Genomic DNA, 26135 nt, shown 5'->3' with positions numbered 1-26135 from the left:
CGGCAGTTTACGGGGCCGCGCCCTTCACCAGCGCATCGAGGAGGTTCGGGTCGAGGACTGTATTATCGCGCCGGTCGATCAGGCCGCCCACGTCCCAATAAAACGGCATCACACCGTTGGCCACGGCCGCATGGGTTGTGTATTGAATATAGTAGATCCGCGACTTCTTATGCAGGGCCAGTGCATCCCCCGTCGGATTGGTACGCAGCATCGCGGCGTACTCGCCAAGCACGACCGGAATGCCCTTGTCGACAAACTTCTGCCTCATCAGCGAAAACTGCTGATCAACATAGGCCTCCTCGCCCCAAGTGGGGTTATGGACGGTGTCCGTGGTCGAATGATTATCCTTGCCCCAGTAATAGAATTGATTGCCCCACACTTCATCCTTATCCATCAAGGTAAAGTTCCAGGGATAAAAGTGCACCTCCGCCATCAGCTTATTGCTGACGGTGTCGGTCGGCATGCCCGTCCACATCTGCATGGTTTTATCGATGTCCGTTTGCGGTCCTTGTATCACCAAGATGCGGTAGGCATTCTTGCCGCCGGTGGCACGCACCGCGTTGACGAAGGTCTGGTGGTAGGAATTGAGCACCGGCATTTGGGTGGCCGTGTCGACACTCGGTTCGTTGGCGCTGGCAAACATCAAATGCTCGTCGAAGTCGCGCAATTGCGTGGCGATCTGGGTCCACAGCGCCTTTTGCTTTGCGTTGACTGCCACTTGCTTGTCCGGCACGACGTTTCTTTCGAGCCAGCCGCCGTCCCAATGTATGTTCACAAGCACATACATCTGGTTGTCGACGCAGTATTTGACAACGAGTTTGACGCGGTCCAGCCAAGCCTGGTCGATCTTGGCGGTTTGCTGGTTGGCGTACTGGTCCCAGGAAACCGGCAGTCGGATGGCGTTGAATCCGTCCGCCTTGGCCGCCTTGATCAGCTCCTGGGTGATCAGGGGATTGCCCCAGGCGGTTTCTCCGCCGGTCGCCTCCATCGTGTTCCCAATATTTAAACCCAGACGAATCCGGCTGGCTAGCTGAACAGCGGTGCTGCCCATGCCGGTCGCATCGGGCGCGATCGGATTCTGATTGTAGTCGGGGTAGAGACCGGCAGTCGGAGTCGTTGGAACCGGCGTCGTCTGAGCTAGCGTGCTGGCGGCTGGCATCGTGTTGGCCGGCGCGCTACCGCCACAGCCGACGCTCAATGACAGCATTGGAATTAATAACAATGCACGGCTTAGTTTCATCGTAACCTCGAAATATTCATGCTGACAAATTGTCATGCGGCGTAGAAGGTTTTTTAGGCCAGATGTCAGCATAGAGAGGACGGCGTAGTCGTCGGTAGCGAATTTTGTGAAACTGCTAGCAGTGTGCAGATAGTTGCAAGACTTGGGCATTTACGTCTGTTCGCAAAGCGATGGTGTGCGTCATCGCACATCGCCGATACGGGCCAGGCGAGCGGCAAAAGGACACGGAAGGGTAAGCACCGAAATAGCGCTAATCGTGAAGATATTACAAGGGTGCAGATAATCGCATTGATACTGCACTTCCTTGCGTTCGACCGGCGGCGACGGCGGCGTGGCCGGTGGCGCACAGGCGAAGGCTCGGCTCGAACAGCGCCCTTTTAAAGCCAGTAATAGCAGAATCTGCACGAGTACCCGTTACGGCTGTGCAGAATCTTCACCTGAGGCCGTCATGGCACGCGGCGGCGCATTTCAGCGTGTATTTTTGCCGCGATATTTGGGATAGACTGGCCGCCCCCTTCCCTCCACGACCGCAAACTTTATAGCATCTACATAATGATAGGATTCGAGATGAACATCAAACGCACGGCGCAGCTCGTGTTAGGCGTCTTGCTGGGTGCCGCCGCCTGCGGCAATAGCTGGGCTCAAAAGGCTGAAAGCCTGGCCAGCACCCCGCAAATGGGCTGGAACAGCTGGAACAAATTTGCCTGCGAAATCGACGAGCGCCTGATCCACGAGACCGCCGATGCCATGGTCAAGCAGGGTTTGAAGGACGCCGGCTTCCAGTACGTGAACATTGACGATTGCTGGCAAGGCCTGCGCGACGCCGACGGCAACATCCAGCCCGACCCCAAGCGCTTCCCATCCGGCATGAAGGCGCTTGCGGACTATGTGCACGGCAAAGGACTAAAGCTGGGCATCTACTCGGACGCCGGCGCGACCACCTGCGGCGGCCGTCCCGGCAGCCGCGGCCACGAGTATCAGGATGCGCGGACCTATGCGCGCTGGGGCATCGATTACGTCAAGTACGACTGGTGCGACACCCCGGGCTTGAACGCCGAAGCGGCCTACACCACGATGCGCGACGCGATCGCCAAGGCGGGCCGTCCGATGGTGTTCAGCATATGCGAATGGGGCATGAGCAAGCCGTGGGAGTGGGCCGGCCAGGTCGGCCATTCCTGGCGCACCACGCCCGATATTTATAATTGCTTCGACTGCGAATACAGTCCCGGTTTCTCGACTGGTCTGGGCGTGCTGCGCATCCTCGACAAGCAGGCAAACCTGCGCAAGTTCGCCGGGCCCGGCCACTGGAACGATATGGACATGCTCGAAGTGGGTAACGGCATGAGCGAGGATGAAGACCGCGCCCATCTGTCGATCTGGGCCATGATGGCCTCGCCCCTCATCCTGGGCAACGACCTACGTTCCATGTCCGAGTCGACCCGCCGCATCCTGACCAACCCCGGCGTGATCGCGGTGAACCAGGACAAGCTGGGTGTGCAGGCGCTGCGCGTCTTGGCCGACGGTCCACTGGAGGTCTATGCCAAGCCGCTCGACGGCGGCCAATGGGCGCTGATGTTCCTGAACCGCTCCAACCAAGCTGCCGACGTTCGCCATGATTGGAAGAAGCAAGTCCTGATCGATGACCTGAGCAAGCGGTCGGTCGATTTCAAGCAGACTGTCTACCGCTGGTCCGACCTGTGGAGCAAGAAGACGGGCGACACCAGCGCCAAACTGGAAGCGCGGCTGGCGCCGCACAGCGTGCTGATGCTGCTCCTGACCGGCCCTGCGAAACCATAGGGCGCACCCGACGGCGCGGCGCGCGGGATCACACAGAATCTAGGCCACATCAGGCCGGTTTGACCCGCGCGCGGCAGGCTGCCGGCCGCGTTTTCGTCGAACCGGCTTGCCTGAATGGCCAGGCAATTGTGGAGCGCAGCCTGTTTTATCCGTATGTAGGTATTTCGGATGCGCCAAAAAGAAAGATATTAATGAAATTGAAAAATCGCGGTATGGGGATGACCCTGTGGGCTGTTTTGGCGGTATGTGCCGCCGAGCCTGCGGCGGCGCTTGATAAGCTGGCGTTTAATTGGACTTCAAGCCCGCCGCTTATTGCGCCGCAAGCGGATCCAAATCAAACAATTTACGCCGTGAAAGATCCCTCGATTGTTTACGTGAACGGAAAATATCACGTATTTATGACAACGGCAGGATCTGCTGGCTGGGGGCTTGGATACACGAGCTTTGACAAATGGTCGAACGCGTCGGCCGCGAAAATAGTCCCGCTTGACAAGTCCCCTATGGGGCCGGGTTATCGCGCGGCGCCGCAAGTATTTTATTTCGCTCCGCAGAAAACATGGTATCTCGTATATCAAGGCGCCGACCCGCTGTATTCAACCTCGAAAGATCTTGGCGATCCGATGTCCTGGAGCGCGCCGAAGCCGTTCTTTCCAATCGTACCCGACATCGTCAAGACTCCGCCAGGAGTGGGCTGGTTGGATTTTTGGGTGATCTGCGATGATAAAAAATGCTATCTGTTCAATACTGACGACAATGGACGTCTGCTTCGGTCCGAAACCGAATTAGCCCAGTTCCCGAATGGCTTCCATAACACTGTCGCTGTCATGACCGAAAAAAAGGAGGACCTGTTCGAGGCGAGCAATACCTACAAGATTGCGAACACGAATACCTACATTACGCTGGTGGAGGCAATTTCGCCGCAAGGACGCTACTTCCGGATTTGGAAGAGCGATGGCCTCGACGGAAAATGGGAGCCATTCTCCTCCGCGCCAATGAACGCATTCGCGGCTCGCGATAATGTTGAACAGATCTGGTCGGAAGGGATTTCCCACGGTGAATTGGTGCGGACGAATGCCGATCAAACGATGACCATCGATCCTTGCCGGCCGCTCGAATACCTCTTCCAGGGGAATGACCCTGCAGTGCGCGTGGACGATTACATCAAGATTCCGTACCGCCTGGGTGTTATCACGGCGAAGGGAAAAAATCCGATAAGCGCACTCTGCCGCTGATCGAGCCCACGGTGCCGCCACTTTAATAACAACTGTCTGGAAACCCCTGTATGAACATCATCAAACACAGCCTCGCCGTTCTCGGCATGATCGCGGCGCCGGCTTTTGCCGCCGGCCAGGTCAGCATCAGCATCGACGCCGGCAAACCCGGCCCGGTCATCAACAAGAACGTGTACGGCCAGTTCGCCGAACACCTCGGCACCGGCGTCTACCAAGGCATGTACGTCGGCTCGAAGTCGAACATCCCCAACACCAAGGGCTGGCGCAATGACGTCGTCGGCGCGCTCAAGGAATTGCATGTGCCGCTGGTGCGCTGGCCGGGCGGCTGCTTCGCCGACACCTACCATTGGCGCGACGGCGTAGGCCCGCAGGACAAGCGCCCGAGCAATATCAACGGCGGCAAGGTAGACCAGATCAACGCCGTCGGCACCCACGAATTCTTCGATCTGATCGACATGCTGGGCGCCGAAGCCTACGTCAACGGCAACGTCGGTACCGGCAGCGTGCAGGAGATGTCCGATTGGATCGAGTACCTGACTTCGGATGGCGGCTCGCCGCTGGCCAGGCTGCGTGCCCAGAACGGGCGCGAAAAGCCGTTCAAAGTCGCCCTGTTCGGTATCGGCAATGAGGCGTGGGGGTGCGGCGGCAACATCAAACCCGAGTACTACGCCAGCCTGTACAGGAATTACGAGAACTTCCTGAGGGCGCCCGGCCAGTCCAGGCCGAAAATGATCGCCAGCGGCGGCAGCGGCTTCGACACCTCGTGGACCGACGTCCTGAGCAAGGGACTGAAGGGCCACACGGCGGGCATCAGCGTCCACCAGTACACCATCCCGGGCGGCAGTTGGGAGGTCAAGGGCGAGGCCCTCGGCTTCAAGGAAGACGAGTGGATCTCGACCCTTGCCCATACCTTGAAAATGGATCAGTTGGTCAAAGATCACGTGGCCGTGCTGGACAAGAACGATCCCGAGAAGAAGATCGGGCTGATGGTCGACGAGTGGGGTACCTGGTACGACGAGAAAGGCGCCAAAAGCGCGCTGTACCAGCAGAACTCCCTGCGCGACGCGCTGGTGGCGGCGCTCAACTTCAACATCTTCCATGAGCACGCGGAGCGGGTCACCATGACCAGCATCGCCCAGATGGTCAACGTGCTGCAAGCGATGATCCTGACCGACAAGGAGAAGATGGTCCTGACCCCGACCTACTACGCGTTCCAGATGTATGTGCCGTTTCAGGACGCCAAGACGCTGCCGCTGGCAATCAAGGACAACACCAGCTACACCTTGGGCGCGGTGACCATTCCCGGCGTGAGCGCTTCGGCGGCACGCGCCAAGGACGGCAAGCTTTACCTGGCGCTGGTCAACACCGATCCGTCCAGGGCGGTCGATGTCGCCGTCAACGTCGCCGGCACGAAGGTAAAAGGTGCTGCCGGTAAGGTGCTGACCTCGGCCGCGATGGATGCGCATAACACGTTCCAGAACCCGCAGGCCATCAAGCCGTCGGCGTTCAGCGCGCGTGCCGCAGGCGGCAAGCTGCCGATCAAGGTGCCTGCAAAAGCCGTCATGGTGGTCGCTTTGGAGGAATAAACGCCTCCCGCGCGGGCGCTTCGGGATCACCGCCTGGGCGCCCAACTTTATCAATTGACATTGTATTTAGAAACGTATGCGCTCAACACCGGAATCCAGTTTGCTCCCGCCCGCAACCGAAGGGCAACCGTCCAGGCGGCGCGAGAACCGGCGCTACGCGCTGGGCATCGTAGTGCTCATCCACCTGGCCTTGCTGGCCGCCGTGCTGCTGTCGCGCGTGCGCCGTCCGGCGCCACCGCCGCCCAGCGTGGACGTGGCCCTGTTCCAGGAGAAAGTACCGGAAAAAAAGATTCCCGAACCGCCGCTCGCCGCAAGCAATATCGCCCCTCCCGTCATCGCTCCGCCGCCCCCGGTCGCCGTGCCCCCGATGCCAGTGCTCGACGTCGTGCCCGACTCACGGACCCCGGCGCCGGCTCCTGCCCCGGCTGCGACCCCGCCCCCTCCTCCTTCCCCGGTCCCGGACCCCAACCCGCCCGCGAAGACGGCCGTGGCCAGCGCGGTCCCCAAGCTGTTCGAAGAATGCGCCGAAGGGTCGGATCGGCACATGGTCGCCGACGTATATCGCCTCAATGTCGGCAGCCAATCGGTGTCCGAAATGCGCCGGCGCAAGCCGATCAAGCGCGTTTGCCTGGCCCAACTCGATATCTCGCCGCGCTCCTTCCACGAAGGCTTTCCCGGCCTGGGCTCGACGGTCGAATGGTTCGGGATGGATATTCGCTTCACCGTCAATATCGCGGAAACCGCCACGTGGGAACTGATGCTGTTGGCCGATGACGGCGCCGTGCTCAGCGTCGACGATGAAAACGTGATCGACAACGATGGCATTCACGCTCCAACACCGGTGGCGACCAGGATCAAGCTGGAGAAAGGTTTGCGCAATTTCCGTGTGCGCTACTTCCAGGGCCCAGGCCCAGATCTCGCATTGATGCTTGCGTGGAAAAAGCCCGGCGCGGCCGATTACAGCTACGTGCCGCGTAGCCTGATAGGACGGCCGCCGGCCGGCACGCTGCCGCAGATCCAGCCGAAGGAGTGATCGGCAAAAGGGCACGGGATACGTTCCTAAATAGCGCTAATGGTGAAGATATTACAAGGTGCAGATAATCGCATTGATACTGCAATTCATTGCATCCGGCGTGCCGCGTCGGCGGCGCGACCGTCGGCACACAGGTGGTGGCCGGATCGAACAGCGTTCTTTTAAAGCCAGCAATAGCAAAATCTGCACGAGTACCAACACCGGTCGTGCGGATTTTTTTTCCGAGGCCGTCATGGCAGGTGACGGCGCATTTTGGCCGTATTTTCGCCGCGATAATTGGGATAGACTCCGCCGGATTGTGGTGCAGGTGGGGCCGGATCCCCGTCCCGCAAGCATGTATGCCCTAATACTAATAACGAGGAGATAATTGAAATGAATAAAAAGAGTTTAGTCATTACGTCCCTTTTTATGGCTCTATCAGGAAGCGTTGCGAGTGTACAGGCTCAGACCTGCGATCCAACCACGGTAACGCCCTATATTTATTCGTCCGGCGCCTGGAATATAACGGCAGCTGCAGCGATTAATACTGGAAACCAGATCGCATTTGGGCCGCAACCAATCAACGGCGGGTCCTGGTCATGGAGTGGCTGTGGAACATCAGGTTCTTCACGCGAACAATTCGTAACGCCAAGTGCTAGCTGTACAGCAACAGCGGTCTATACCAACAGCTGCGGCGCACAAACCACGCAGTCCTTTGCGATCACGGCTTATCCCGACTACAACACCAATCCAATCGCCCCGAATGCCACCGGCATGAGTAGTAACGCCATACAGTTGGCCGCCAAAATAAAGCTGGGAACTAACATTGGAAACACCATGGACGCTTATGGCTGCAGCCCGGCGTCAGAGACTTGCTGGGGCAATCCGATGGTCTCCGCCGCTTATATGAAATTGGTAAAGGACAGTGGTTTTGACGCGATTCGGATCCCGGTATCCTGGGATCAGTATGCCGATCAGACGACTGGAAAAATTAGCGACGCTTGGCTCGACCGCGTGAGGCAAGTGGTGCAGTATGCGGTGGATAACGGGCTCTACGCGATCGTTAACATCCATTGGGACGGTGGTTGGCTGGAGCGGCATGTTAACGAAGCAAGCAAAGTCGCGGTAAACGCCAAACAGAAGGCTTACTGGCAGCAAATTGCCACGAAGCTGCGCGACTTTGACGAGCATGTTTTGTTCGCCAGCGCCAACGAGCCCGATGCTATCTTTCCAGACCAGGTAAGGGTTCTCGACAGCTATCACCAAACATTTGTCGATGCGGTTCGTTCGACGGGTGGTAGAAACGCTTATCGCGTGGTGGTGCTCCAAGGCCTGAGAACCGACATCGACATGACTTTCAATGATTGGAATGGCATGCCATCCGACCCTGTAGCGGGTCGCCAAATGATGGAAATTCATTATTACCCGGGGGCTTTTTCGAATCTGGGAGAAGATACTGACTGGTCGCAGATGCATTGCTACTGGGGTGACGGCTACCATTCGACTACCGATACTTATCGCAACTCACCGGGACGGCTTCCGCTGATGGAAGAGGCTTATACCGACGCGCAGTTCGCCAAAATGAAAACAAAATTTGTCGACCAGGGGATTCCGGTTCTGTTGGGGGAGTTCGCTGCGATGAAGCGTACCCAGTCAATTTGCGCTGACCTTGACCTGCACCTCGCTTCGCGGGAGCATTTCTATCAATATGTCACCAAGTCGGCGCTTGCAAACGGCCTCTTGCCAGTCGCATGGGAGATCGGGATGGCTGAAGGCCTGCTGTTTGACCGTACAACGCCGGCCGTGGGGGATCCTCAAGTACTTGATGCAATGTTGGTAGGTGCTGGCAAAGCCCTTGGATTGAGTAATCGCCCCAATAGCTGGACCTTGAGTGCCGGCGCCACAAATAATAGTTCAACTGCGTATATGGGACTTACCCTCAACCAGGCGGGGGCGGCCGCTGCCTATACTTTTGCCCATCCAGTCAATTGGAGTGGCAAAACCTTGAAAGTGGTCCTTAATTTTGATCAGGCGTTTGTTTCAGATCGAAATGGAGGGATGGATGCCTTGTTCCAGTTCTATACCTACTCCGCCGGTTGGGCTGCTTCTGAGTGGAAGTGCTGGACTGCCAATAAGGAGCTGGTTGCAGGTCAGGATACAGAATTCACCTGTTCTGATTTTAGCGTCCAGAGTGCGGAGGCGGTAGGTATCCAATTCGTTGGATCAGCAGGTTCCGTCACCATCAAGAGAGCAATTATTCAATAAGCTCCGTAAGTTTCCTCCTTACGGCCGGCTTCGCGCAAGAAGCCGGCTTTTTAGTAGATGGGCTACTAGTCACCACTCTCATTTTTCGACCCTCATGAAAAAAACAACCCGCTCCGCCCTCGTTCTCTCGTCCATGTTGGCTGCGCTGCCCGCCGTGTCATTCGCGCTCAACCCGGTTATTCAAACGATGTATACCGCCGATCCGGCCCCTATAGTCCATCAGGGCACGCTCTACCTGTTTTCCAGCCACGACGAAGATGTAGGGGAAAAGAACAATTTCAACATGAAGAACTGGGTGCTCTCCACGACGACGGACATGGTCAACTGGACCCAGCATGGCGCGATCGCCTCCCTCCGGGATTTTCCCTGGGCCGCCAGGGAGATCTCCGGCTGGGACGGTTTTGACAACGGCGCCTGGGCTCCCCAGGTGATCGAGAGGGATGGCAAATGGTATCTCTACGCCCCGGTACAAGGCCGGGGCATAGGCGTGCTGGTGGCCGACAATCCCCTCGGCCCCTACACCGATCCCCTCAAAAAACCGTTGATCGCCGGCCACGCCGGCGGCCTCTACGACAGCATCGATCCGACCGTCTACATCGACGACAAGGGCCAGGCCTATCTAGCCTGGGGCAATCCCAATCTGTGGTCGGTGAAGCTGAACAAGGACATGATTTCCTACGACACCAGTGTCGGGGAGAACGGCATCATTCGCCATCCGATGACGGTCAAGGCCCTGGGCGAACGCACCCCTCCGGACACCCAGGGCGTGACGCTGCCGAAGCCGGCTCTGCGCGGCACATCCTACGAGGAGGGCCCCTGGCTGTATCAGCGCAAGAATCTCAATTACCTGTTTTTTGCCGCTGGTCCCATCGCCGAGCATCTGGCCTACTCCACCGGCCCCACACCCGAAGGCCCGTGGACCTACGGCGGCGTCGTCATGACCCCGCAAAGCGCCTTCACCAACCACCCGGGCGTGGTGGATTACAAGGGCAAGACCTACCTCTTCTACCACAACGCCGCGCTTCCGGGAGGCGACGGCTTCAAGCGTTCCGTGTCCGTCGACGAGTTGAAGTTCAACCCGGACGGCTCGGTCCCGACGGTGCAGCCGACCAGGGAAGGACCGGCGCCGGTCGCCACCCTCGATCCCTACAAGCGCGTCGAAGCCGAGACCATCGCCTGGTCTTCCGGCGTCAAAATCGAGCCCAGCAGCGCCGGCGGCCAGAATGTGTGCGACATCCACGACGGCGCCTACATCGAAGTGCGAAATGTCGATTTCGGCGCGACCGGCGCGCGCGCCTTCATGGCCAGCCTCTCCAGCACGGCCAAGGCGAAGGCGGCCACCGGGGCGAAGATCGAGATCCGGTTGGGCAAGGTCGACGGCCAGTTGATCGGTACGCTGCCGGTCGCGGGAACCGGCGGCCAATGGAAGCCGCAGTCTGCCCTGGTCTCCGACGCCTCCGGCGTCCAGAATGTCTTCTTCGTGTTCCGCGGTGCGGCCGGCGAAGAACTGTTCAAGTTCGATTACTGGCAATTTTCCGAGCGCGATCTGTCTCCGCCCGTTCCTGCGGCAAAGGCGAACCATGCCCATAATCCCCTGATCTGGGCCGACGTCCCGGACATCGCAGTCATCCGCGTAGGAAAAACCTACTACATGAGCAGCACGACGATGCACATGAGCCCGGGCCTGCCGATCATGAAGTCGACCGACCTGGTCAACTGGAGCATGGCCTCCTACGCCTATGACACCCTGGCCGACAACGAAGCCTTCCGCCTAGAAAACGGCAAGAGCGCTTACGGTGAGGGCTCCTGGGCCAGCAGCCTGCGTTACCACGACGGCATGTTCTATGCCTCGACTTTCTCCGCCACCGCCGGAGGACGCACCCACATCTATGCCACGCGGCATCCCGAGCGCGGCCCGTGGAAAGAGACCAGTTTCGAGCCTGCGCTGGGCGACCACAGCCTGTTTTTCGACGACGACGGTCGTGTTTACATGGTTTGCGGGGGCGGTCGCATCTCGCTCATCGAGATGCAACCCGACCTCTCCGGATTCAAGCCCGGCGGCGTGAACAAAGTCATCATCGAAGACATCAACGCCCTCTTTGGCGCCGACCAGGGCGGGCTCAAAGCCGAGGGCTCGCAGCTTTCCAAGATCAACGGCCGCTACTACCTCTTCAACATCGCCTCGCCCAAGACCCGCTGGTCCCGCACCGTCATCGTCCACCGCGCCGACAAAATCGACGGTCCCTACGAGGGGCGCATCGCTCTCGATGACCGCGGCATCGCCCAGGGCGGCCTCATCGACACCCCGGACGGCAAATGGTATGCCTATCTGTTCAAGGACAACGGCGCCGTCGGCCGCATCCCCTACCTCGTGCCCGTGACATGGAAGGACGGCTGGCCCGTGCTCGGCAAGGACGGCGAGGTGCCCATGACGCTCGACCTCCCCGCCGGCCGACAGGGCGCTTCAGGCGCCTCCGGCATCGTCGCCTCAGACGAATTCGACCGCCGGCCCGGCGCCCGCGCCCTGCCCCTCGCCTGGCAATGGAATCACAATCCCGTGCCTCGCAACTGGTCGCTCACCAAGCGCCCTGGCTACCTGAGCTTGGTCACCAGCCGGGTCGATGCCAGCCTGCCCGAGGCCAGGAATACCCTCACCCAGCGCACCTTTGGCCCCGACAGTTTCGCCACCACCAGCATCGACGTGAGCGGCATGAAAGACGGCGACTCGGCCGGCCTGGCCGCATTTCAGAAAAAGTATGGTTTTGTTGGCGTAAAGATGAGCGACGGCGCCAGATCTCTCGTCATGGTGAGCGCCGACTCCGACCAGCCCGAGGAGATCGCCTCCATTCCCCTCTCTGGCAAAACCGTTCACCTCAAGGTCGAATGCGAATTTCAGTCTGCGCCTGACGACGCCCGCTTCGGCGTCGACGAGGGTGGCGCAAAGACCTACGGCATACCAGGGGCGCGTGAAGTCGCCCGCTTCTCCTACAGCCTCGACGGCAAATCCTGGACCCCCATCGGTCGTCCCTCGCGCCTGGTCTACACCTTTCCGCACTTCATGGGTTACCGCTACGCCCTGTTCTATTATTCGACCAAGACCGCCGGCGGCCGTGTCGACTTTGACTACTACCGGATCGGGCAAGGCGGCGCGCGCTGACCGCCTGGGCGAGGCCTCGTTTCCAATGCTGCGCGACGATCACAAGTTGAACGGCATTGGCGAGACCTAGTTCCTGCGCGCTAGAAGAGCAGAGCGCAGGTAGGCGTCGTGTTTGGGCATGGCCGCCACGGCGGCGGCGATGCATTCGCGGCGCCACTGCAGTCCCTGCAGCGCCACCGCCCGCTCGACGTCGCCCAGCGTAGGATCGGCGCGCTCTGGCCAATGGCCCATGCCGGCATGGATCGCCAGCCAGCTGGTTGTGTCGAAGCCCTCCAGGTCGTACTGGTGCAGCGCGCCGGCCTGGCGCCAGGCGTGCAGCTTGAAGGCCAGGGTATCGGGCAACTCCATGCTTGCCATCGCGCGCCACAGCGCGCTGTCGCGGCGCGCGCTCAGGCAGTAGTGCATGATGATGAAATCGCGCACGCGCGCGAACTGGAGCCCTACTTCGCCGTTGTAGCCGGCCTTCACCTGCTCGGTGAACGGCGCGCCCGACAGCAGCAAATCGATCAGCCGCCCCATGGCCCGCTGGACCAGGAAGATGCTGGTCGACTCGAGCGGCTCCAGGAAGCCCCCCGCCAAGCCCAGGGCGACCACGTTGTGCACCCAGGCGCGTGCGCGGTGGCCGGTCTGGAAGCGCAGCAGGCGCGGTTCGGCCAGCGGCGGGCCGTCCAGCTGTTGCAACAACTGCTCGCGCGCGCGATCTTCGTCGATGTAGCGGCTGGCGAACACGTGGCCGTTGCCGGTGCGGTTTTGCAGAGGAATCCGCCAAGCCCAGCCCGCCTCCAGTGCGGTGGCGCGCGTGTACGGCGTCAGTTCGGTCACTATCCGTTCGGTCGGGCAGGCCCAGGCCCGGTCCACCGGCAGCCAGTGGCTGAAGTCGACAAACGGCTCGCCCAGGGTGCGCCCCAGCAGCAGTGACGCGAAGCCGGAGCAATCGAGGTACAGGTCGCCGGCCACCACGCGCCCATCGGCCAGGGTGAGCCGGTCGACGCCGCCGTCGGCGCGCCGCGCCACATCGACGATGCGCCCCTCGGTGCGGCGCACGCCGCGCCGCTCTCCCAGCTTGCGCAGGAAGGCGGCGTAGAGCGCGGCGTCGAAGTGGTAGGCGTAATCGTAGCGGTCGGTTTCTCCCGGCAGCGCGAAGCGGCCCTGGCTGGCCATCACGCTGGACAGGCATTGCTCGCCCAGGGGCCCAAGGCCGGCCTCGCCCAGCCGCCGGTACTGGCCCCACACCGCGTGGGATCCGCTCAGCGCGCCGAAATCGCCGAAGGTGTGGAAATAGCTTTCGCCGCGCGCGCGCCAGTCGCAAAACTGGATGCCCAGCTTGTAGCTGCCGTTGGTGGCGCGCAGGAACTCGGCCTCGTCAATGCCGAGCAGGCGGTGGAAATTGCGGATCGAAGGAAAGGTGGCCTCCCCCACGCCGACAATGCCGATCTCCTCCGATTCGACTAGCTCGATGCTGGTGGTGCCTTTGAGCGCGGTGGCCAGCGCGGTGGCCGTCATCCAACCGGCCGCGCCGCCGCCGACGATGACGATTGTTCGAATAGCTTTGTCAGACATAGACGGCCCATATTAAAAAAAGGGGCGGCCGGAGCCGCCCCTAAAACTGCCGGCAGAGCGACAGGAGACGATGGAAGATCCATGGCGCCTGAGTGGCGATGGACCTGATGTCGGGACTTAGTACGTGTAACGCAGCGCCAGGCGATAACTGCGGCCCGGCTCGAACCAGGAACGGGTCATGCTGCCGATACCCTGCTGTTGGGTTTGTCTAACGACGGCATCCAGGAGGTTGCTTGCGTTGAAACTGGCTTGGATATGATCGTTGAACCTATAGTCGAACCCGAAGTCCAGCTGTCCGGCCGCTTCCTGCCAGGTCGGCAAGCCCCAGGCCACGTCCTGCGGATAGACTGTCTTGCCGCCGACAACCGTGGCCCGGGTCGGATCGGCACTGGTGGCGCTGCCGTTGGGGTCCGACGTGCCATTGACGTTCACGCCCTGCAGGAAACGACTGCGCCAGCTGTAGGCCAGGCGCATCGACATCGCTCCCTTGTCGTAAAAAGCCATGAAGTTGTAGGCGTTCTTCGACAAATACTGCAAGGGCATATCGGTGAACGGCATGCCATTGGTGTCGCAGCCATACAAGCTCAGGGAATCGTTGTTGAACGATCCGGCGGACGGGCAGTACTTCAGCTTGAACGGATGGTGCAGTGTCTGGCTGCTCTTGATGTAGGTGTAGTTCGCCGATACACCGAAGCCCTTGGTCCATTCCGGCAGCACCCGCGCCAACACCGGCACGTTATTGAAGTAGGCCTGGCCAGCGAGCTCCAGTCCGGCCACCTTACCGTCCGCCGCATTGTCCGGGGCGGTGATCAAGAAGGTTTGCGGGTTGCCGGCCAGGTCGTTGTAGTCGCGGGTATAGGCCGAGCGCAAGATGATGTCACGCACTTGCTTGTAGAAGAAAGCGCCTGTCAGCGAGGTGCCGTTGCCCGGATACCATTCGAGCGTCGCGTCAAAGCTGTTGGCCTTGGTGGGCTTCATATGGACGTTGCCCTGGTCCTCACCCCGGTAGTTGACGGTCGTCACGGTGCCGGTGGGTTGGTCAACATTGACCTGCTGGTACAGCTTGATGTACTCCCTCAGGTCGCCAAAGCTCGGCCGATACATCGACTTGGCGAACGCGAAGCGCGTTTGCAGCTCGGGGGTGATTTCCATCTTCAGGTTAAGGCTCGGCAGCACGTCGACGGCGCTGCGCCCTTCGACGATCGGCGCGTTGATTTGTCCAAACCTCGGCACCTCCGGCAAATAGCCGTTGCCGTAAGTCGGCAGGAACACGGTGTAGCCTTGGGCCTTGGTGTCGGTGTGGACCACGCGTACGCCGGCGCTGCCCTCGACCGGGAAGCGCAGATTGTCGAAGCCGAAGCGCGTCATCACATAGGCGGCCTGTGTTGTCTCCGACTGGCGGGAGGTTTTGGACGGGTCGCCGTCGTAGACGAGCGGCATGAAGGGGTCGGCTATCTTCGAGCAGTCGTTGTTGGTATTCGATTGGTCGTTGCCCTGCTGGCATTGAATCTTCAGGATCGGATTCGCCGCCGCCACGTAGGCGTTGGGATAGTTCTTGACCGCAGCGAGGCTCGGCACCACCAGGGCGCCCGGGTTGGGGATCTTGCCGTTGAAGAAGTTGTTGAAGGTGTATAGGCTGGTCGGCACCAGGGCTGCGACCCTCGGATCGCTCAGGTAAGTGAAATTGGCGCGCGCCCCCCAGGTCGGTTCGTCCGTGGTGGCGGCCGGCTGCCCCGGCGTGGACGAATTCCTGACTTCCCACGGCCTGGCGACGGCGAACCACATGGAGCCGGTGCCGTCGATGTGGTTCGCCGTGCGCTTGGTCGCGCGCACGCCGACGCGCACGTCGCGCATGACCGGATGGTCGAACTTGAAGCGCACGTCGCCCTTCCACGCATACAGGTCGGCGTCCGCCTTGGTCCTTTCCGGCCCCAACATCTGCAGATAGTAGTTGGCCGGATTGCGCAGGAACGCTTGCGCCTTGTCGTCGAAGGTGATCTCACCAATATTTTTGCTCAGGTCGATATTCATACTCGGTACGAAGGTGGCCAGAGTCATGTTTTCGCTCTCGGTCTTGTTGGTGGCATGGACCCATTGCAGGTCGTTCTGGACCGCCCAGCGCTCGTTGATGGTCCACTTGGTGTTCCAGGCGATCTCGCGGGTCTGCGAGCGCCGTTCAAAATAGCTTTGGTTGGTATTGAAACCCAGCCCGCCGTCGACGAAATTATTCGCGCCGGCGCCGCCGATCGGATAGGTGTACCTGGCCGACTGCAGGACGCCCTTGCTGTCGAACACAGGGTCGACGAGCTTGGACTTGTACGGGTTCTCCACGCCCGTGAATATGGCGTTCTCGGTGCCGGTTTCCTTGTAGCCGGAGTGGAAATAGGTCAGCGCGGACGTGGCTCCCCCCTTCTTCCACTGCAGCGCGGCATAGACGCCGGCGCGGTCGTTCGTGCCGAGGTTGGTGCGCCACGAGGCCGATTTGGGCACCCACACCGTTTGTCCGGCGACGATGTCGGTGCGCGGGAAGTAGGCGTCAACTTGCACCGTGTCGTTGTGGGAATTGGTCCGGTTGGCGGACAAGTTGAGCAGCGCCCCCCATTGGCCGAAGTCGTTTTCCCAGCGATGCGAGACCAGGCCGGAGAGCGCCGGCGATTTTTGGCTTCCGAGCTCGTTGTAGTTCACGTAGGTCGAGGCCGCGAATCTATCGCCCTTGTAATCGAACGGCAGCGCGGTGCGCAAGTCGACCTGGCCGCTGACGCCGCCTTCGATCAACTCGGCAGGCGGGTTCTTGTGCACGACCACCGCGGACATCAGTTCCGACGGAATGTCGCCCCAACTCAACTCGCGTCCCGGCCAGCCGGCCGAGAACGATTCGCGGCCGTTCAAGGTGGACGAACCCCAAGTCAGGCCGCGTACTGAAATGCCGGAACCCTCGACCGAGAAATGCTCGGGGTCGCCGCGTGAGCGGTTGCGGTCCATCGTCACGCCGACGATGCGCTGCAGCACCTCGGTGATCGACTTGTCGGGCAGCTTGCCGGCCTCTTCGGCGACGACGCCGTCGACGACCTCCTCGGCATTCTGTTTGAGCTTGGCGGCCGACTGCATCGCCGCGCGCTGGCCGGTGACGACCACGGTTACGGTCTCCTCTTCCTTGGCGGCAGGCGCCGCAGGCGTCGTTTGCGCCTGCGCGGCGCCGGCGTACAGCGCCGCGAGTTGCGCCGCGGCGAGCGCCAGCGCGGTCATCCGCAACGGTTTCCGCTTGGTCATTGTTCCGATTGTCCTCATTGTCTCTGTCCTCTTTAACTCTTGTAGTTGCTTTGGCTGCCCGCCGCGCCGCGCGGGGACGGTAAATGGTCGTGCGCGATCACTTGAAGGTGATTTGCCCCATCGTGACGCTGGTCGTGTAGGTGTCGGTTCCCGCTGTTGGCACCTGATCGTTGATACCCGGCACGTTGAACTCGAGCTTGGAGATCGGATAGTTCTGCAGCTCACTCCAGACGTCGAGATTGGGCAGGCCGCAATTACTCTGAATTGTGAACGTCTTGAGATCGATACTTTGCTCCTGTACGCCCTGCACGGGCGTCGCAAACAGAGGGGTCATGAACTTCTCCAGAACCACGTTGCAATTGTTGGCGTAGTGGCCGAGATACAACCAGACTCGGAGCTGGGTCTTTTGCGCGGTGACCATTTCGGGGTTCATCATGAGATTGAACTTGATCGCCTTCTGGGCATCGATCCGCACACCGGCAATCGTGTCGGCGCCTGCGACAAGATTTTCCAGGGTGGCGGCGTAAAACCTGAGACCGTAGTAGCCGCCGAAGCCAGGGGCGCTCGAACGTTTGTCCATGCGGAACGTGAAGGTGCTGCCGTCGTCGGCCACGGTGTTTTGGGCGCCTGACGAGGAGTACCCCTCGATTTTGCCAGCCTCCGCGGTACGCCAGGAATCGGTAGGCTTGTAGCCGCTTGCGAAGGTCAGCGCAGGCCCTTCCGCGGTGCCGACCGGAATGGTCTTGGTCAGCGAAACCGCATTAAAGAAATCGCTGCCGGCCTGGGTGGCGGTGACGGGGCACAGCCCATCGGCGAGCATTTGCACCTTGGTTCCGGTAACCGAGCACACCCCGGGCGAGGTGGTGGTTATGCTGATGGGAAAGTCGGTCAAAGAGCCCGCGGTGGAAACTGCCGCCACCTGCACCGACGCCCCCACGGGTTGCGTTCCCGGGTTGACGAAGCCCGCAATGGCCTGATCATTCTTGGGTATGACGAAAAGCTGGCGCGCCGTGGCCGCAGCGTAGCCATCCCCACCGGCCTGGTTGGCGTTCACCGAGCATTCGCCCGCTTTCAGCAGCGACAGCGTGTCGCCGCTGACGGTGCAGGTGCCCGGCGTGTTGGACACATAGGTAATCGGCCCGCCGGAACTGGCCGTGGCCTTGAGCGTGATGGTCGCGACGGCCGGCGGAATGGCTACCATCTGCCTGCCCGGGAACGGGAAGGAAACTGATTGCGCCATCCCGCCTTCGCCGCCGCCACCACCGCCACTGCCGCCACATGCAGCAAGCAGTGTGGTGCAGGCGAGCCCGATAGTCGTAAGCTGGAATCTCATTTTTTGTTGTCCCCTCATGATTGATGCTTCCTCTCTGATGCGTCTACTACGAGTTGCTTGTCACCGGCCATGCCGCTGACAAGGTGAAATTCGCCTCCTCCCGGGCACCGCTGCGCGCGGGACGGCCGCGCCCTGCCATGACGGGCGAAGGAGGCCCGCCTTCGCCGTTAATGGCGCAGGCTTGACTACATCCTTTTGCTTGAAGGAGTTACGCGCGTCCGCCGCCGGCGCTGTCAGCACAAGGGGGGCTGATGCCTAAGGTGCGGCCGTTCTTGCGGCGCAGCTCGGCCAAGGTCGAATTGCTGTCGGAGGTCATGTACTCGATCCATCCCGACATTTCCCGCGGGGAGCCAGTGCCCATGTGCTCAGCGAACTGGCCATAGGCGTTCTTGTTGATGACGGCGCCAGGCTGGGCCGGATCGATGTTGACGGTCATTGCTGCGAACGCTGGCGCGATCGCCGGCACTGCAAGCGCCAGTAAGCTGCTCTTCACGACACTCATGTCTTCTCCATTCTATTTTCGGCCCCACTGTTCATTGACAGTTTGGGTTTCGCTTGCAGGACGGAGAGCAGGCCCACCCGTCCAGCAATTCGGCTGAGTCTATCCCAAATATTGCGGTGAAAATACACGCCAAAATGCGCCGCCGCCTGCCGTAACGGCCTCGCGCGAAAATTCTGCACGGCCGATATCGGTACTCGTGCAGATTTTGTTATTGATTGCTGAAAAGTCCGCTGTCCGAGTCGGCCGCTTCCTCTGCGCCAGCGGCGCGCAGCCGCCGCCTCGTGTTGAATGCAAGGAAGTGCAGTATCAATGCGATTATCTGCACCCTTGTAATATCTTCACCATTCGCGCTATGTCGGGGCCTGTCGGATTGCACTCGTCAAGAGTCCCGGCGCTCGTAATCTTCGGGTGAAGGCGGGGCAGCGAATGCCGAATTGGGAGTCGCCCTATGCAAGTAGGCGGTTGCGGTGGCGAACGTGGTGCGACCCTACCTGGAATCGCTGGTTGCCAGTTGAGTGCTTCGAAGAACGCGGCCGCGCTTAGCGCTGCCAGCGAAATATGGGCTTTATGGCGCCGGCTCCCGCGCCTCTTTTTTGCATACTTCCCGGAATGCCTTGGGCGTGCATTCGTATTCTTCCTTGAAGAGCTTATTGAAATACGAGGAATTTTTATACCCGACCGAATAGGCGATTTCCGCAATGCTGGCGCTGGTGTTTTCCACCAATAGGCGCGATGCCTCGGTCAATCTGAGCTTGTTCAGGTAACCGATAAAGGTGTATCCCATTTCCGCCTTTAATATGTCGTTGACCTTATTGCGGTTGACGCCGGTTTCCGACACCACGGTTTCCAGATCCAGTTCTGAATCCGCATAACGCGTCGCCAGCAGTCTCAAAATGGCGGATTTTTCCCTTTCCCGGTGCGGTTCCAGCGCCAGCTGCTGATACGCCACCAGCGGCAGGTCTTTCTGCATCCGCGCGCGCAGGTCATTGGCCAGGGCCGCCGCGTACTGCTTGACGAACCATAACCCGAAACCAGCCCAGGTTAGCATCAGGAACGCAGCCAGAAAATACAGGTAGCCGTATTCCCGCTCGTGCATTTCGATTCCCGCGATTTCGATCCGCGATGGAGTGCCGAAGCGGCTGGCATTGCTGGTGCCGACTTCAATCTGCGCGACCTTGGCCAGCGAGTAGCCCAGATCGGATGGGTTGAGGTTGTTCATGTCGACCCACCATTGCGGAATGGTCAAATGCGCCAGATCGAGTTCGACGCGGCCCCCGTCCTGATTGCAGTTGAGGTATGCCATTGGCGAACGGTAGGTCATCAGCTCATTCGGTTTGGACAGCTTGTCATCGAAGGTGGCCAAGCCGACCCGGATAGTACCGGCGGGGAAGCAGCGTGCTTCGAAACTGATCTTGCTGAACCTGGACCAGTCGAACAATGCCGGTTTGCCGTTGCGGTCTGTGAAAAACAGGCCGCTTGATACATAGGCATGGGGATCGCTGCCTGACAGGACGTATTCCATGATCAGGCGGGCGGCATCGACTCTCGCGTTCAGGTGGGTCGTCGCGTCGTGGGTGCTGTGCGTGCGCAACTGCCAGGAAAAATCTTCTTGCTCAAACAAGGCGACGCGGTGATAGCTGCGGCTGACGCACAGATACCCGATCAGGATACTCATACCGAGAAGCAGAACCAGCCGAAACAGTGCCTTTGAATATAAAGCGTGCATATAGATAGAAGTTGGATGGTCGGACAGCGGCGAGCCCGCCGGGCGCAGGTGCGGCGGCTGTCGTCAGGTCTCGCAATGTACAGTATGTCATGCCGTCTGTCACTGCGACACTGTTGCATGCCGGGCCCAGAGCGCGCTCCTCCGCGACAATGCGACCAGCGCTTTTGAGTTGGCTAAAAGCTGCCGGTCCGCATGCATCTTATCCGTGGGCGAGGCCGTCTCACTTACGAAAACTCTCAAGTGCCGAAATGAAATTTCACAGTTGTGCGCCGCACTCCGGGGACATCCGGCGCCGCCAGCAAGTCAGCGGCACCGCCCTGCCCTGGCTCAGGCGCGGTTCCCAGGCATGCTTCAGGTACAGCGGCATGATGATGACACTGCGTTCTTCCTCGTAGTGGGTCAATGATGCAGCAGCGGATAAATTACCAGGCCCGCTGCGGCTGCAGCCGCGACGACCACCGGCTCCTGCAATTTCTTGAACTTCCACAGCAAGACGATCGCCACCAATGCGATCGCCAATGTCGGAAAATCGACAATCGAACGACGGGCGATCACAATGACCGAACCGGTGATCGCGCCCACTGCCGCTGCTGTGATACCGTCGACAAAGGCCATCACCCCGGGCAGCCTGCCGTACTTCTTGAAATACGGCGCGGGCAGGACGGTGAACAGGTAGCAGGGAAGGAACGTGGCCAGCGCCGCGACCGAGGCGCCCGGCAAGCCGGCGATCAGGTAGCCGATGAAACCGACGGTGATCACCACCGGACCGGGCGTGATCATCGCCACCGCTACCGCGTCGACGAACTGTTTGTCGTTAAGCCAGTGGTGCTCCGTCACCACGCCGCCATACAGGAAGGGCACGATGGCCAGGCCGGAACCGAACACGAAGGCTCCCGCCTTGGCGAAGAAGATGCCGATCTGCGTCAACAGCGACAGGTCGAAGCCGGCCGCCACGGCAGGCATGGCCGGTGCTTGCGCCAGCGCGACCGCCGGCATGCTGCCCTTCCCCAGCCACTTGGGAGGTGCGCGCAGCAGCCACACTAGCACACCCGAGGCGATGAACAGCCACGCCACTTCCGATTCGGTCACCACCGTCACGCCAACCAGCAGCAGGTAGATGGCCCACAGCAGCTTGTCTTTTCCCACGCTTTTGATGGTCAGCTTGCGGGCGCTGATGGCGATGATGGCAATGACCCCCGCCCCAACGCCATAGAACACCGCCTGCATCCACGGCAGCCCACCGAAGCGCACGTAAGCCCAGCCCAGCGCCACCACCATCAGGAACGATGGCAGCACGAACGCCAGACCCGCCAGCGTGGCTCCAACGATGCGATAGTGCACATAGCCCATGTAGATCCCCAGCTGCGCCGCCAGCGGGCCGGGCGCCATCTGCGCCAGCGCCAGGCCTTCCTTGTAGTCGGCTTCACTGATCCACTTGCGCTCTTCCACCAGGTCGCGGTGCATATAGCCGACCAGCGCGACGGGGCCGCCGAAGCCCAGGCTACCCAGCCGTAGCATATAGAGCACCATCTGCCACAAGGTATAGACGGCCCGTTCCGGTATTGATTCCTGCGTCCTCATGTGATGTCCATATTTTTGCCACGCGCCGGCTGCGATTCGCCGGAGAAGTGGATGTAGAGTGAATCCAGTACCGTGCCTATTTCCCGCATCAGTTGGTCGTCGTCGGAAACGCGCTGGCGTACACCGCCCAACATGGCCTCGAACCCGGCCGCCTCCGGCACGAAGCTGCCGCCCATGTCGAGCGCATGCACCATGGCGCCCAGGCCCATCAGCCCCTTGTCGTAGTCCAGCCCAAAGCTGGCCCGCAGCACCTCGAATGTGACGCGGTCCCCGACATGGGTGAACGTGGCCTCGTCGAAGTCGAAGCCGAGCGCATCGGCCGGACAATCCGCTGGGCTATCCAGCCAGAGGAAGCTGGCCTGCGGATCGATGAAGCGCCTGATCAGCCAGGCGCTGGCCGCCCTGTCCACCCACAGGTGGCGGCGGGTGGCCCAAGTGCGGGCACGATAGCTGGCGCGGTCGAGCAGCGCGACCGCGCCGTTGATGGCTTGCGGTTCGCCCGGCGACAGCACGGCTTCCGCCGCGGTGACGAAGTCCAGCCATGCGGCTTCCGCGCTCGCACTCGTCTCGTCGGGAAAATAATCGATGGTCCGGATCGCCTCGTAATCGCGCCGCAGTTTGCGCAAGGAGCGATTGAGGTCGGCGGGTATCGCGTTCGTGAATTCCTGCCGGGCCGCCAGCAGCGTCTTGGAAAAGGCCGCGTAGTCCTCGCTCCGTCCAAACAACGCCTGGTACATGCGGCCCTGCTCGTCCGAGTCGGCCTGCACCGTCAGCAACCAGGCGGTGCCGCCTTCGCGGATGGTCTCGCCCGCAAGCTCATCCAATTGCCGGCGTAGCGTATCCTGGTCGGGCAGGAGGTAGGCGCCGTCGCGCAAGGCGCAGCAACCCAGGCCCTTGAGCGTGCGCCAAATGCGCATACGGGCCGTCGCGCTATTGGTGGGCAAGCTGACGATCAAGGCCAGCCAGATGGAAGTTGTTGTAGTCATACGCTCAGCATAGAGTGAAGTCGCGTTTACTACAATATTTATCGCTATCTCTACAAATTTATGAATTAGTGCTCATGCCGATGATAAATCAAAGTCATGCTGAAAGGGCTGAGTCCTGTGCAATACGGAACTCAGCCCTTGGTCTCCTGGGCAAACTACCCGTCCAACTTTATGGGGGCAGTTCAGATAGGCTGGCCTTTATGTGGCTTCGCCGGTCAGTGCACCGGGCGCTCATAATCGGCCCTCTTGGAGCGCGCCTCGGCGTTGTCCCGCTGCGCCTGGTCATGCGAATCCTTGGTCACGCACACCCAGTCGTCGGCGTATGCCTGCCGCCACTGGTAATTGCTCTTGCAAGGTCGTTTGAATGCCGCGGAGGTGCATGCGTGATCGGAACCGCAGATCATGAGCATCCCTCGTGATGGTTGCGTCGCCTGGGTCTGATCGGCCTGGTCGTTCTCTCGCCTGGTTCGATCACGATCCTCCGGCTTGACGCAAACCAGATCGGTCGCGCGAGCCAGCCGCCAGACGTATCCGGGGCTGCATTGCAGATCCTCCTCGCCGTGGTGACTGCGAAAGACGAGCTGGCTCTTCTCCGGCGTTATGAATTTCTCGAACGCGTTCTGCTGTGGCCTGAGCGCACTGAATACACCCTGAGCGCACTGAATACACCGTTCAAGGGCGCGGAAATGCGCGTGCCTACGGGTACGGTTACCGCACGGTCCCGGGCAAGTTCTTGGCCAACCTGGGTGGCATCTGTCGCAGATGCCGACGCTGCGGCGCAAGCTGCGTGTGTTCGTGGAATGGACCTGGGGGATGTTCTTCCCCGTCGACATCACGCATTTGCGTTTTACCCGCAGCGCCGAGATCGAGCCGCCGGCAACTTCTGCCGTGGCGAACGATCAATCGCGCTGAGCGGCATCATCACCCCGGCGTGGCGAAGACGGGATCGCGCAAGCCCTGCACGCTTGGCGCTTCCGCCGCCCCGTCCATGTCGAGAATGACGATCTCGTTGTCGCCCTTGCGTAGCCATGGCGCGGGCAGGAACAGGCTTTGTTGCGGACCTATGCGCCAGTAGCGCCCGAGGTGGTGGCCGTTCACCCACACATGTCCTTTGCCGAGGGCGCGCGTGTCGAGGAATGTGCTGCCGCTCGCGCTGGTGCTGAAATGACCGCGCCAGAAAGTGGGACCGCGTTTCGCCGGCATGCCGCGCACGAAGCGCAGGCCGGACACATCGGCCAGCGGCATGGGGAACACTTCCCAGTCCAGCAGCGGCTTGTCGCCGAGCGACACGGCGCGCGTGAGGCCCTTGCGTTCTTCCGCCAACATGGGACCGAAATTGACGCGGCCCATGTTCTCGACCACCACGTCCAGCGTGCCGCCCGCCGCAAGCTCAAGCTCCGTCACATGCTCGTCGCGCCGGCGATCCAGCGTGGCGAAGGTGACGCCGTCGGCCAGTACATGAGCGTAATCGCGGACCGCACCCAGATCCAGCTTGCCCGATGCGCCTTCGGCAAAGCGCTTGCGGTAGACGATGAGGCCGTAGCCCTGTCCGTAGGCCTCCATATTGCGGGCCAGGTGGGACGCAATCGGCTTGGGCAGCGCATCGACCAGCGCCACCGATTCGTCCAACGTAAAGCGCGGTACGGCAATGGTGGCGGTCTGCGCGGGCAGGTCCGGCAGGCGTTCGCCCGGCGCCAGATGGCGTTCTATCGCGGCGCGAATGGCGTAGAACTTGGGCGTCGGCCGCCCCGCTTCATCGATGGCGGCGTCGTAGTCGTAGCTGGTGGTGTCCGGCTGATAGGTCGTGCCATGGCTGTTGGCGCCGGGCTGCCAGCCGAAGCTGGTGCCGCCGTGCGCCATGTACAGATTGAAGGAGATGCCCTGCCCCAGCATCCAGTCCACCGCGTCGGCCGCCAGCTTGGGGCTGACTTGATGGCGGCGTTCGCCCCAATGGTCGAACCAGCCGGCCCAGTATTCTCCGGCCATGCGCGGCGTGTTCGGGCGGAAGGCGGCCAGTTGCGCGAAGGCGTCCTTCGTCTCATCCACGGTGCCGTTGAAATTGACCACCGGCGTCAGGCCGGGCAAAGTGCCGCGGTCGAGCAGCGTCGGGTCCGGTCCATCCGATGTGAACAGCGGCAGATCGAAACCGGCGTCGATTAATTGTTTCTGGATGGTGGCCATGTAGGCGTGATCTTCGCCGTAGGAGCCATATTCGTTCTCCACCTGCGTCATCAGGATAGGGCCGCCGCGCGTGGACAGCAGCGGCGCCACTTCCTGCGCCACGCGCTTGAAGTAGCGCGCCGTCGCTTCCAGGAAGCGCGGATCCATGCTGCGCACCCGCAGGCCGGGCGTGCGCAGCAGCCAGGCGGGAAAGCCGCCGAAGTCCAGCTCGGCGCAGACATAGGGGCCGGGCCGCAGCACCACATTCAGGCCGACCTCCCTGGCGGTGCGGATGAAGGCGGCCAGGTCCAGGTTGTCGCTAAAGTCAAAGCGGCCCGGCTCGGGTTCATGCAAATTCCAGAAAACGTAGGTGGTGACGGTATTCAGACCCATCGCCCGCACCTGCTGCAAACGCTCGCGCCAGAATGCGCGGGGAATGCGGGCATAGTGCATCTCCCCGGCGCGGATGACGTAGGGCTTGCCGTCCAGCTCGAAGTGATCCCCCGCCACGGAAAAGTGCGGCACGGCCGCCTGGGCGCCCAGCGCCGCCATCATGATGCCCAGCGCCGCCAGCCGCTTTATGTCTTTACGTTGCAATGTAGTCTCCCGACAGAATCAAAACGTAAACATAAGACCATAGCGAAAGTAATTTCGTCAATAAAGAAATAAATAAATCACGTTTTTCTGTAAATCGAAAGATGAGGCGAAAGTTTTCTTGCGATCTGAAG

The 26135-nt window shown here is 60.8% G+C and carries 16 protein-coding genes; 7 read left to right on the top strand and 9 right to left on the bottom strand.

Going from position 1 to position 26135, the window contains the following annotated elements:
- Window positions 1-7 precede the first annotated feature (7 nt).
- Window positions 8-1240 (bottom strand): glycoside hydrolase family 5 protein, encoded by a 1233-nt coding sequence (locus RUGAMON1_RS19270; RefSeq protein ID WP_445232033.1) that lies wholly within the window; start codon window positions 1238-1240, stop codon window positions 8-10.
- Window positions 1241-1807: 567 nt separating this feature from the next.
- Here RUGAMON1_RS19270 and RUGAMON1_RS19265 point away from each other — a divergent pair.
- The 6 genes from RUGAMON1_RS19265 (at window position 1808) to RUGAMON1_RS19240 (ending at window position 12289) form a co-directional block, all read left to right on the top strand.
- Window positions 1808-3037 carry a glycoside hydrolase family 27 protein gene (locus tag RUGAMON1_RS19265; RefSeq protein ID WP_445232032.1) on the top strand — a complete coding sequence of 410 codons (1230 nt, stop codon included), beginning with the start codon at window positions 1808-1810 and terminating at the stop codon, window positions 3035-3037.
- Between the two features lie 59 nt (window positions 3038-3096).
- Window positions 3097-4269, top strand: coding sequence for a glycoside hydrolase family 62 protein (locus RUGAMON1_RS19260; protein ID WP_445232031.1), 1173 nt, complete (start codon window positions 3097-3099; stop codon window positions 4267-4269).
- Window positions 4270-4319: 50 nt separating this feature from the next.
- Window positions 4320-5855, top strand: coding sequence for an alpha-N-arabinofuranosidase (locus RUGAMON1_RS19255; protein ID WP_445232030.1), 1536 nt, complete (start codon window positions 4320-4322; stop codon window positions 5853-5855).
- A gap of 76 nt (window positions 5856-5931) precedes the next feature.
- The gene (locus tag RUGAMON1_RS19250; protein WP_445232029.1) at window positions 5932-6888 is read left to right on the top strand and encodes a PA14 domain-containing protein; all 957 of its coding nucleotides are present in this window, start codon (window positions 5932-5934) and stop codon (window positions 6886-6888) included.
- A gap of 372 nt (window positions 6889-7260) precedes the next feature.
- Entirely contained in the window at window positions 7261-9132 is a 1872-nt protein-coding gene (locus RUGAMON1_RS19245) for a cellulase family glycosylhydrolase (protein ID WP_445232028.1), read from the top strand.
- A 94-nt stretch (window positions 9133-9226) separates the two neighbouring features.
- On the top strand, window positions 9227-12289 hold the full coding sequence (locus tag RUGAMON1_RS19240; protein ID WP_445232027.1) for a family 43 glycosylhydrolase: 3063 nt from the start codon (window positions 9227-9229) through the stop codon (window positions 12287-12289).
- 66 nt (window positions 12290-12355) lie between these two features.
- On the opposite strand, the gene RUGAMON1_RS19235 is transcribed toward RUGAMON1_RS19240, so the two are convergent.
- The 7 genes from RUGAMON1_RS19235 to RUGAMON1_RS19205 form a co-directional block, all read right to left on the bottom strand.
- The gene (locus tag RUGAMON1_RS19235) at window positions 12356-13849 is read right to left on the bottom strand and encodes a tryptophan halogenase family protein (protein WP_445232026.1); all 1494 of its coding nucleotides are present in this window, start codon (window positions 13847-13849) and stop codon (window positions 12356-12358) included.
- Window positions 13850-13966: 117 nt separating this feature from the next.
- Window positions 13967-17119, bottom strand: a complete 3153-nt coding sequence (locus tag RUGAMON1_RS19230; protein ID WP_445232025.1) for a TonB-dependent receptor — start codon at window positions 17117-17119, stop codon at window positions 13967-13969.
- Between the two features lie 97 nt (window positions 17120-17216).
- A complete protein-coding gene (locus RUGAMON1_RS19225; RefSeq protein ID WP_445232024.1) occupies window positions 17217-18470 on the bottom strand; it encodes a hypothetical protein in 1254 nt (417 codons plus the stop codon).
- A 190-nt stretch (window positions 18471-18660) separates the two neighbouring features.
- Window positions 18661-18954: a hypothetical protein gene (locus RUGAMON1_RS19220; RefSeq protein WP_445232023.1), complete on the bottom strand. Its 294-nt coding sequence runs from the start codon at window positions 18952-18954 to the stop codon at window positions 18661-18663.
- Between the two features lie 565 nt (window positions 18955-19519).
- Window positions 19520-20629 (bottom strand): helix-turn-helix domain-containing protein, encoded by a 1110-nt coding sequence (locus tag RUGAMON1_RS19215; RefSeq protein ID WP_445232022.1) that lies wholly within the window; start codon window positions 20627-20629, stop codon window positions 19520-19522.
- Window positions 20630-21079: 450 nt separating this feature from the next.
- Complete coding sequence (locus tag RUGAMON1_RS19210; protein WP_445232021.1) at window positions 21080-22261, bottom strand: chromate transporter; 1182 nt, start codon at window positions 22259-22261, stop codon at window positions 21080-21082.
- The gene (locus RUGAMON1_RS19205) at window positions 22258-23247 is read right to left on the bottom strand and encodes a chromate resistance protein ChrB domain-containing protein (protein ID WP_445232020.1); all 990 of its coding nucleotides are present in this window, start codon (window positions 23245-23247) and stop codon (window positions 22258-22260) included. The genes RUGAMON1_RS19210 and RUGAMON1_RS19205 overlap by 4 nt, the downstream gene beginning before the upstream one ends.
- A gap of 762 nt (window positions 23248-24009) precedes the next feature.
- Between RUGAMON1_RS19205 and RUGAMON1_RS19200 the strand changes: the two genes are divergently transcribed.
- Window positions 24010-24159 carry a hypothetical protein gene (locus RUGAMON1_RS19200; RefSeq protein WP_445232019.1) on the top strand — a complete coding sequence of 50 codons (150 nt, stop codon included), beginning with the start codon at window positions 24010-24012 and terminating at the stop codon, window positions 24157-24159.
- A 9-nt stretch (window positions 24160-24168) separates the two neighbouring features.
- On the opposite strand, the gene RUGAMON1_RS19195 is transcribed toward RUGAMON1_RS19200, so the two are convergent.
- Window positions 24169-26004 (bottom strand): glycoside hydrolase family 35 protein, encoded by a 1836-nt coding sequence (locus tag RUGAMON1_RS19195; protein WP_445232018.1) that lies wholly within the window; start codon window positions 26002-26004, stop codon window positions 24169-24171.
- Window positions 26005-26135 lie beyond the last annotated feature (131 nt).

Origin of the sequence: Duganella rhizosphaerae (assembly GCF_040364205.1) — a bacterium.
GTDB classification, from domain to species: Bacteria; Pseudomonadota; Gammaproteobacteria; order Burkholderiales; family Burkholderiaceae_D; genus Rugamonas; species Rugamonas rhizosphaerae.
The sequence above is the reverse complement of the archived record's forward strand: the minus strand, read 5'-3'. Positions and strand labels throughout refer to the sequence as shown.

Coding starts and splice junctions, on each gene's coding strand:
- RUGAMON1_RS19270 (WP_445232033.1), bottom strand. CDS start 1,240: ATGAAACTAAGCCGTGCATTGTTATTAATTCCAATGCTGTCATTGAGC.
- RUGAMON1_RS19265 (WP_445232032.1), top strand. CDS start 1,808: ATGAACATCAAACGCACGGCGCAGCTCGTGTTAGGCGTCTTGCTGGGT.
- RUGAMON1_RS19255 (WP_445232030.1), top strand. CDS start 4,320: ATGAACATCATCAAACACAGCCTCGCCGTTCTCGGCATGATCGCGGCG.
- RUGAMON1_RS19250 (WP_445232029.1), top strand. CDS start 5,932: ATGCGCTCAACACCGGAATCCAGTTTGCTCCCGCCCGCAACCGAAGGG.
- RUGAMON1_RS19245 (WP_445232028.1), top strand. CDS start 7,261: ATGAATAAAAAGAGTTTAGTCATTACGTCCCTTTTTATGGCTCTATCA.
- RUGAMON1_RS19240 (WP_445232027.1), top strand. CDS start 9,227: ATGAAAAAAACAACCCGCTCCGCCCTCGTTCTCTCGTCCATGTTGGCT.
- RUGAMON1_RS19235 (WP_445232026.1), bottom strand. CDS start 13,849: ATGTCTGACAAAGCTATTCGAACAATCGTCATCGTCGGCGGCGGCGCG.
- RUGAMON1_RS19230 (WP_445232025.1), bottom strand. CDS start 17,119: ATGACCAAGCGGAAACCGTTGCGGATGACCGCGCTGGCGCTCGCCGCG.
- RUGAMON1_RS19225 (WP_445232024.1), bottom strand. CDS start 18,470: ATGAGGGGACAACAAAAAATGAGATTCCAGCTTACGACTATCGGGCTC.
- RUGAMON1_RS19220 (WP_445232023.1), bottom strand. CDS start 18,954: ATGAGTGTCGTGAAGAGCAGCTTACTGGCGCTTGCAGTGCCGGCGATC.
- RUGAMON1_RS19215 (WP_445232022.1), bottom strand. CDS start 20,629: ATGAGTATCCTGATCGGGTATCTGTGCGTCAGCCGCAGCTATCACCGC.
- RUGAMON1_RS19210 (WP_445232021.1), bottom strand. CDS start 22,261: ATGAGGACGCAGGAATCAATACCGGAACGGGCCGTCTATACCTTGTGG.
- RUGAMON1_RS19205 (WP_445232020.1), bottom strand. CDS start 23,247: ATGACTACAACAACTTCCATCTGGCTGGCCTTGATCGTCAGCTTGCCC.
- RUGAMON1_RS19200 (WP_445232019.1), top strand. CDS start 24,010: ATGCCGACGCTGCGGCGCAAGCTGCGTGTGTTCGTGGAATGGACCTGG.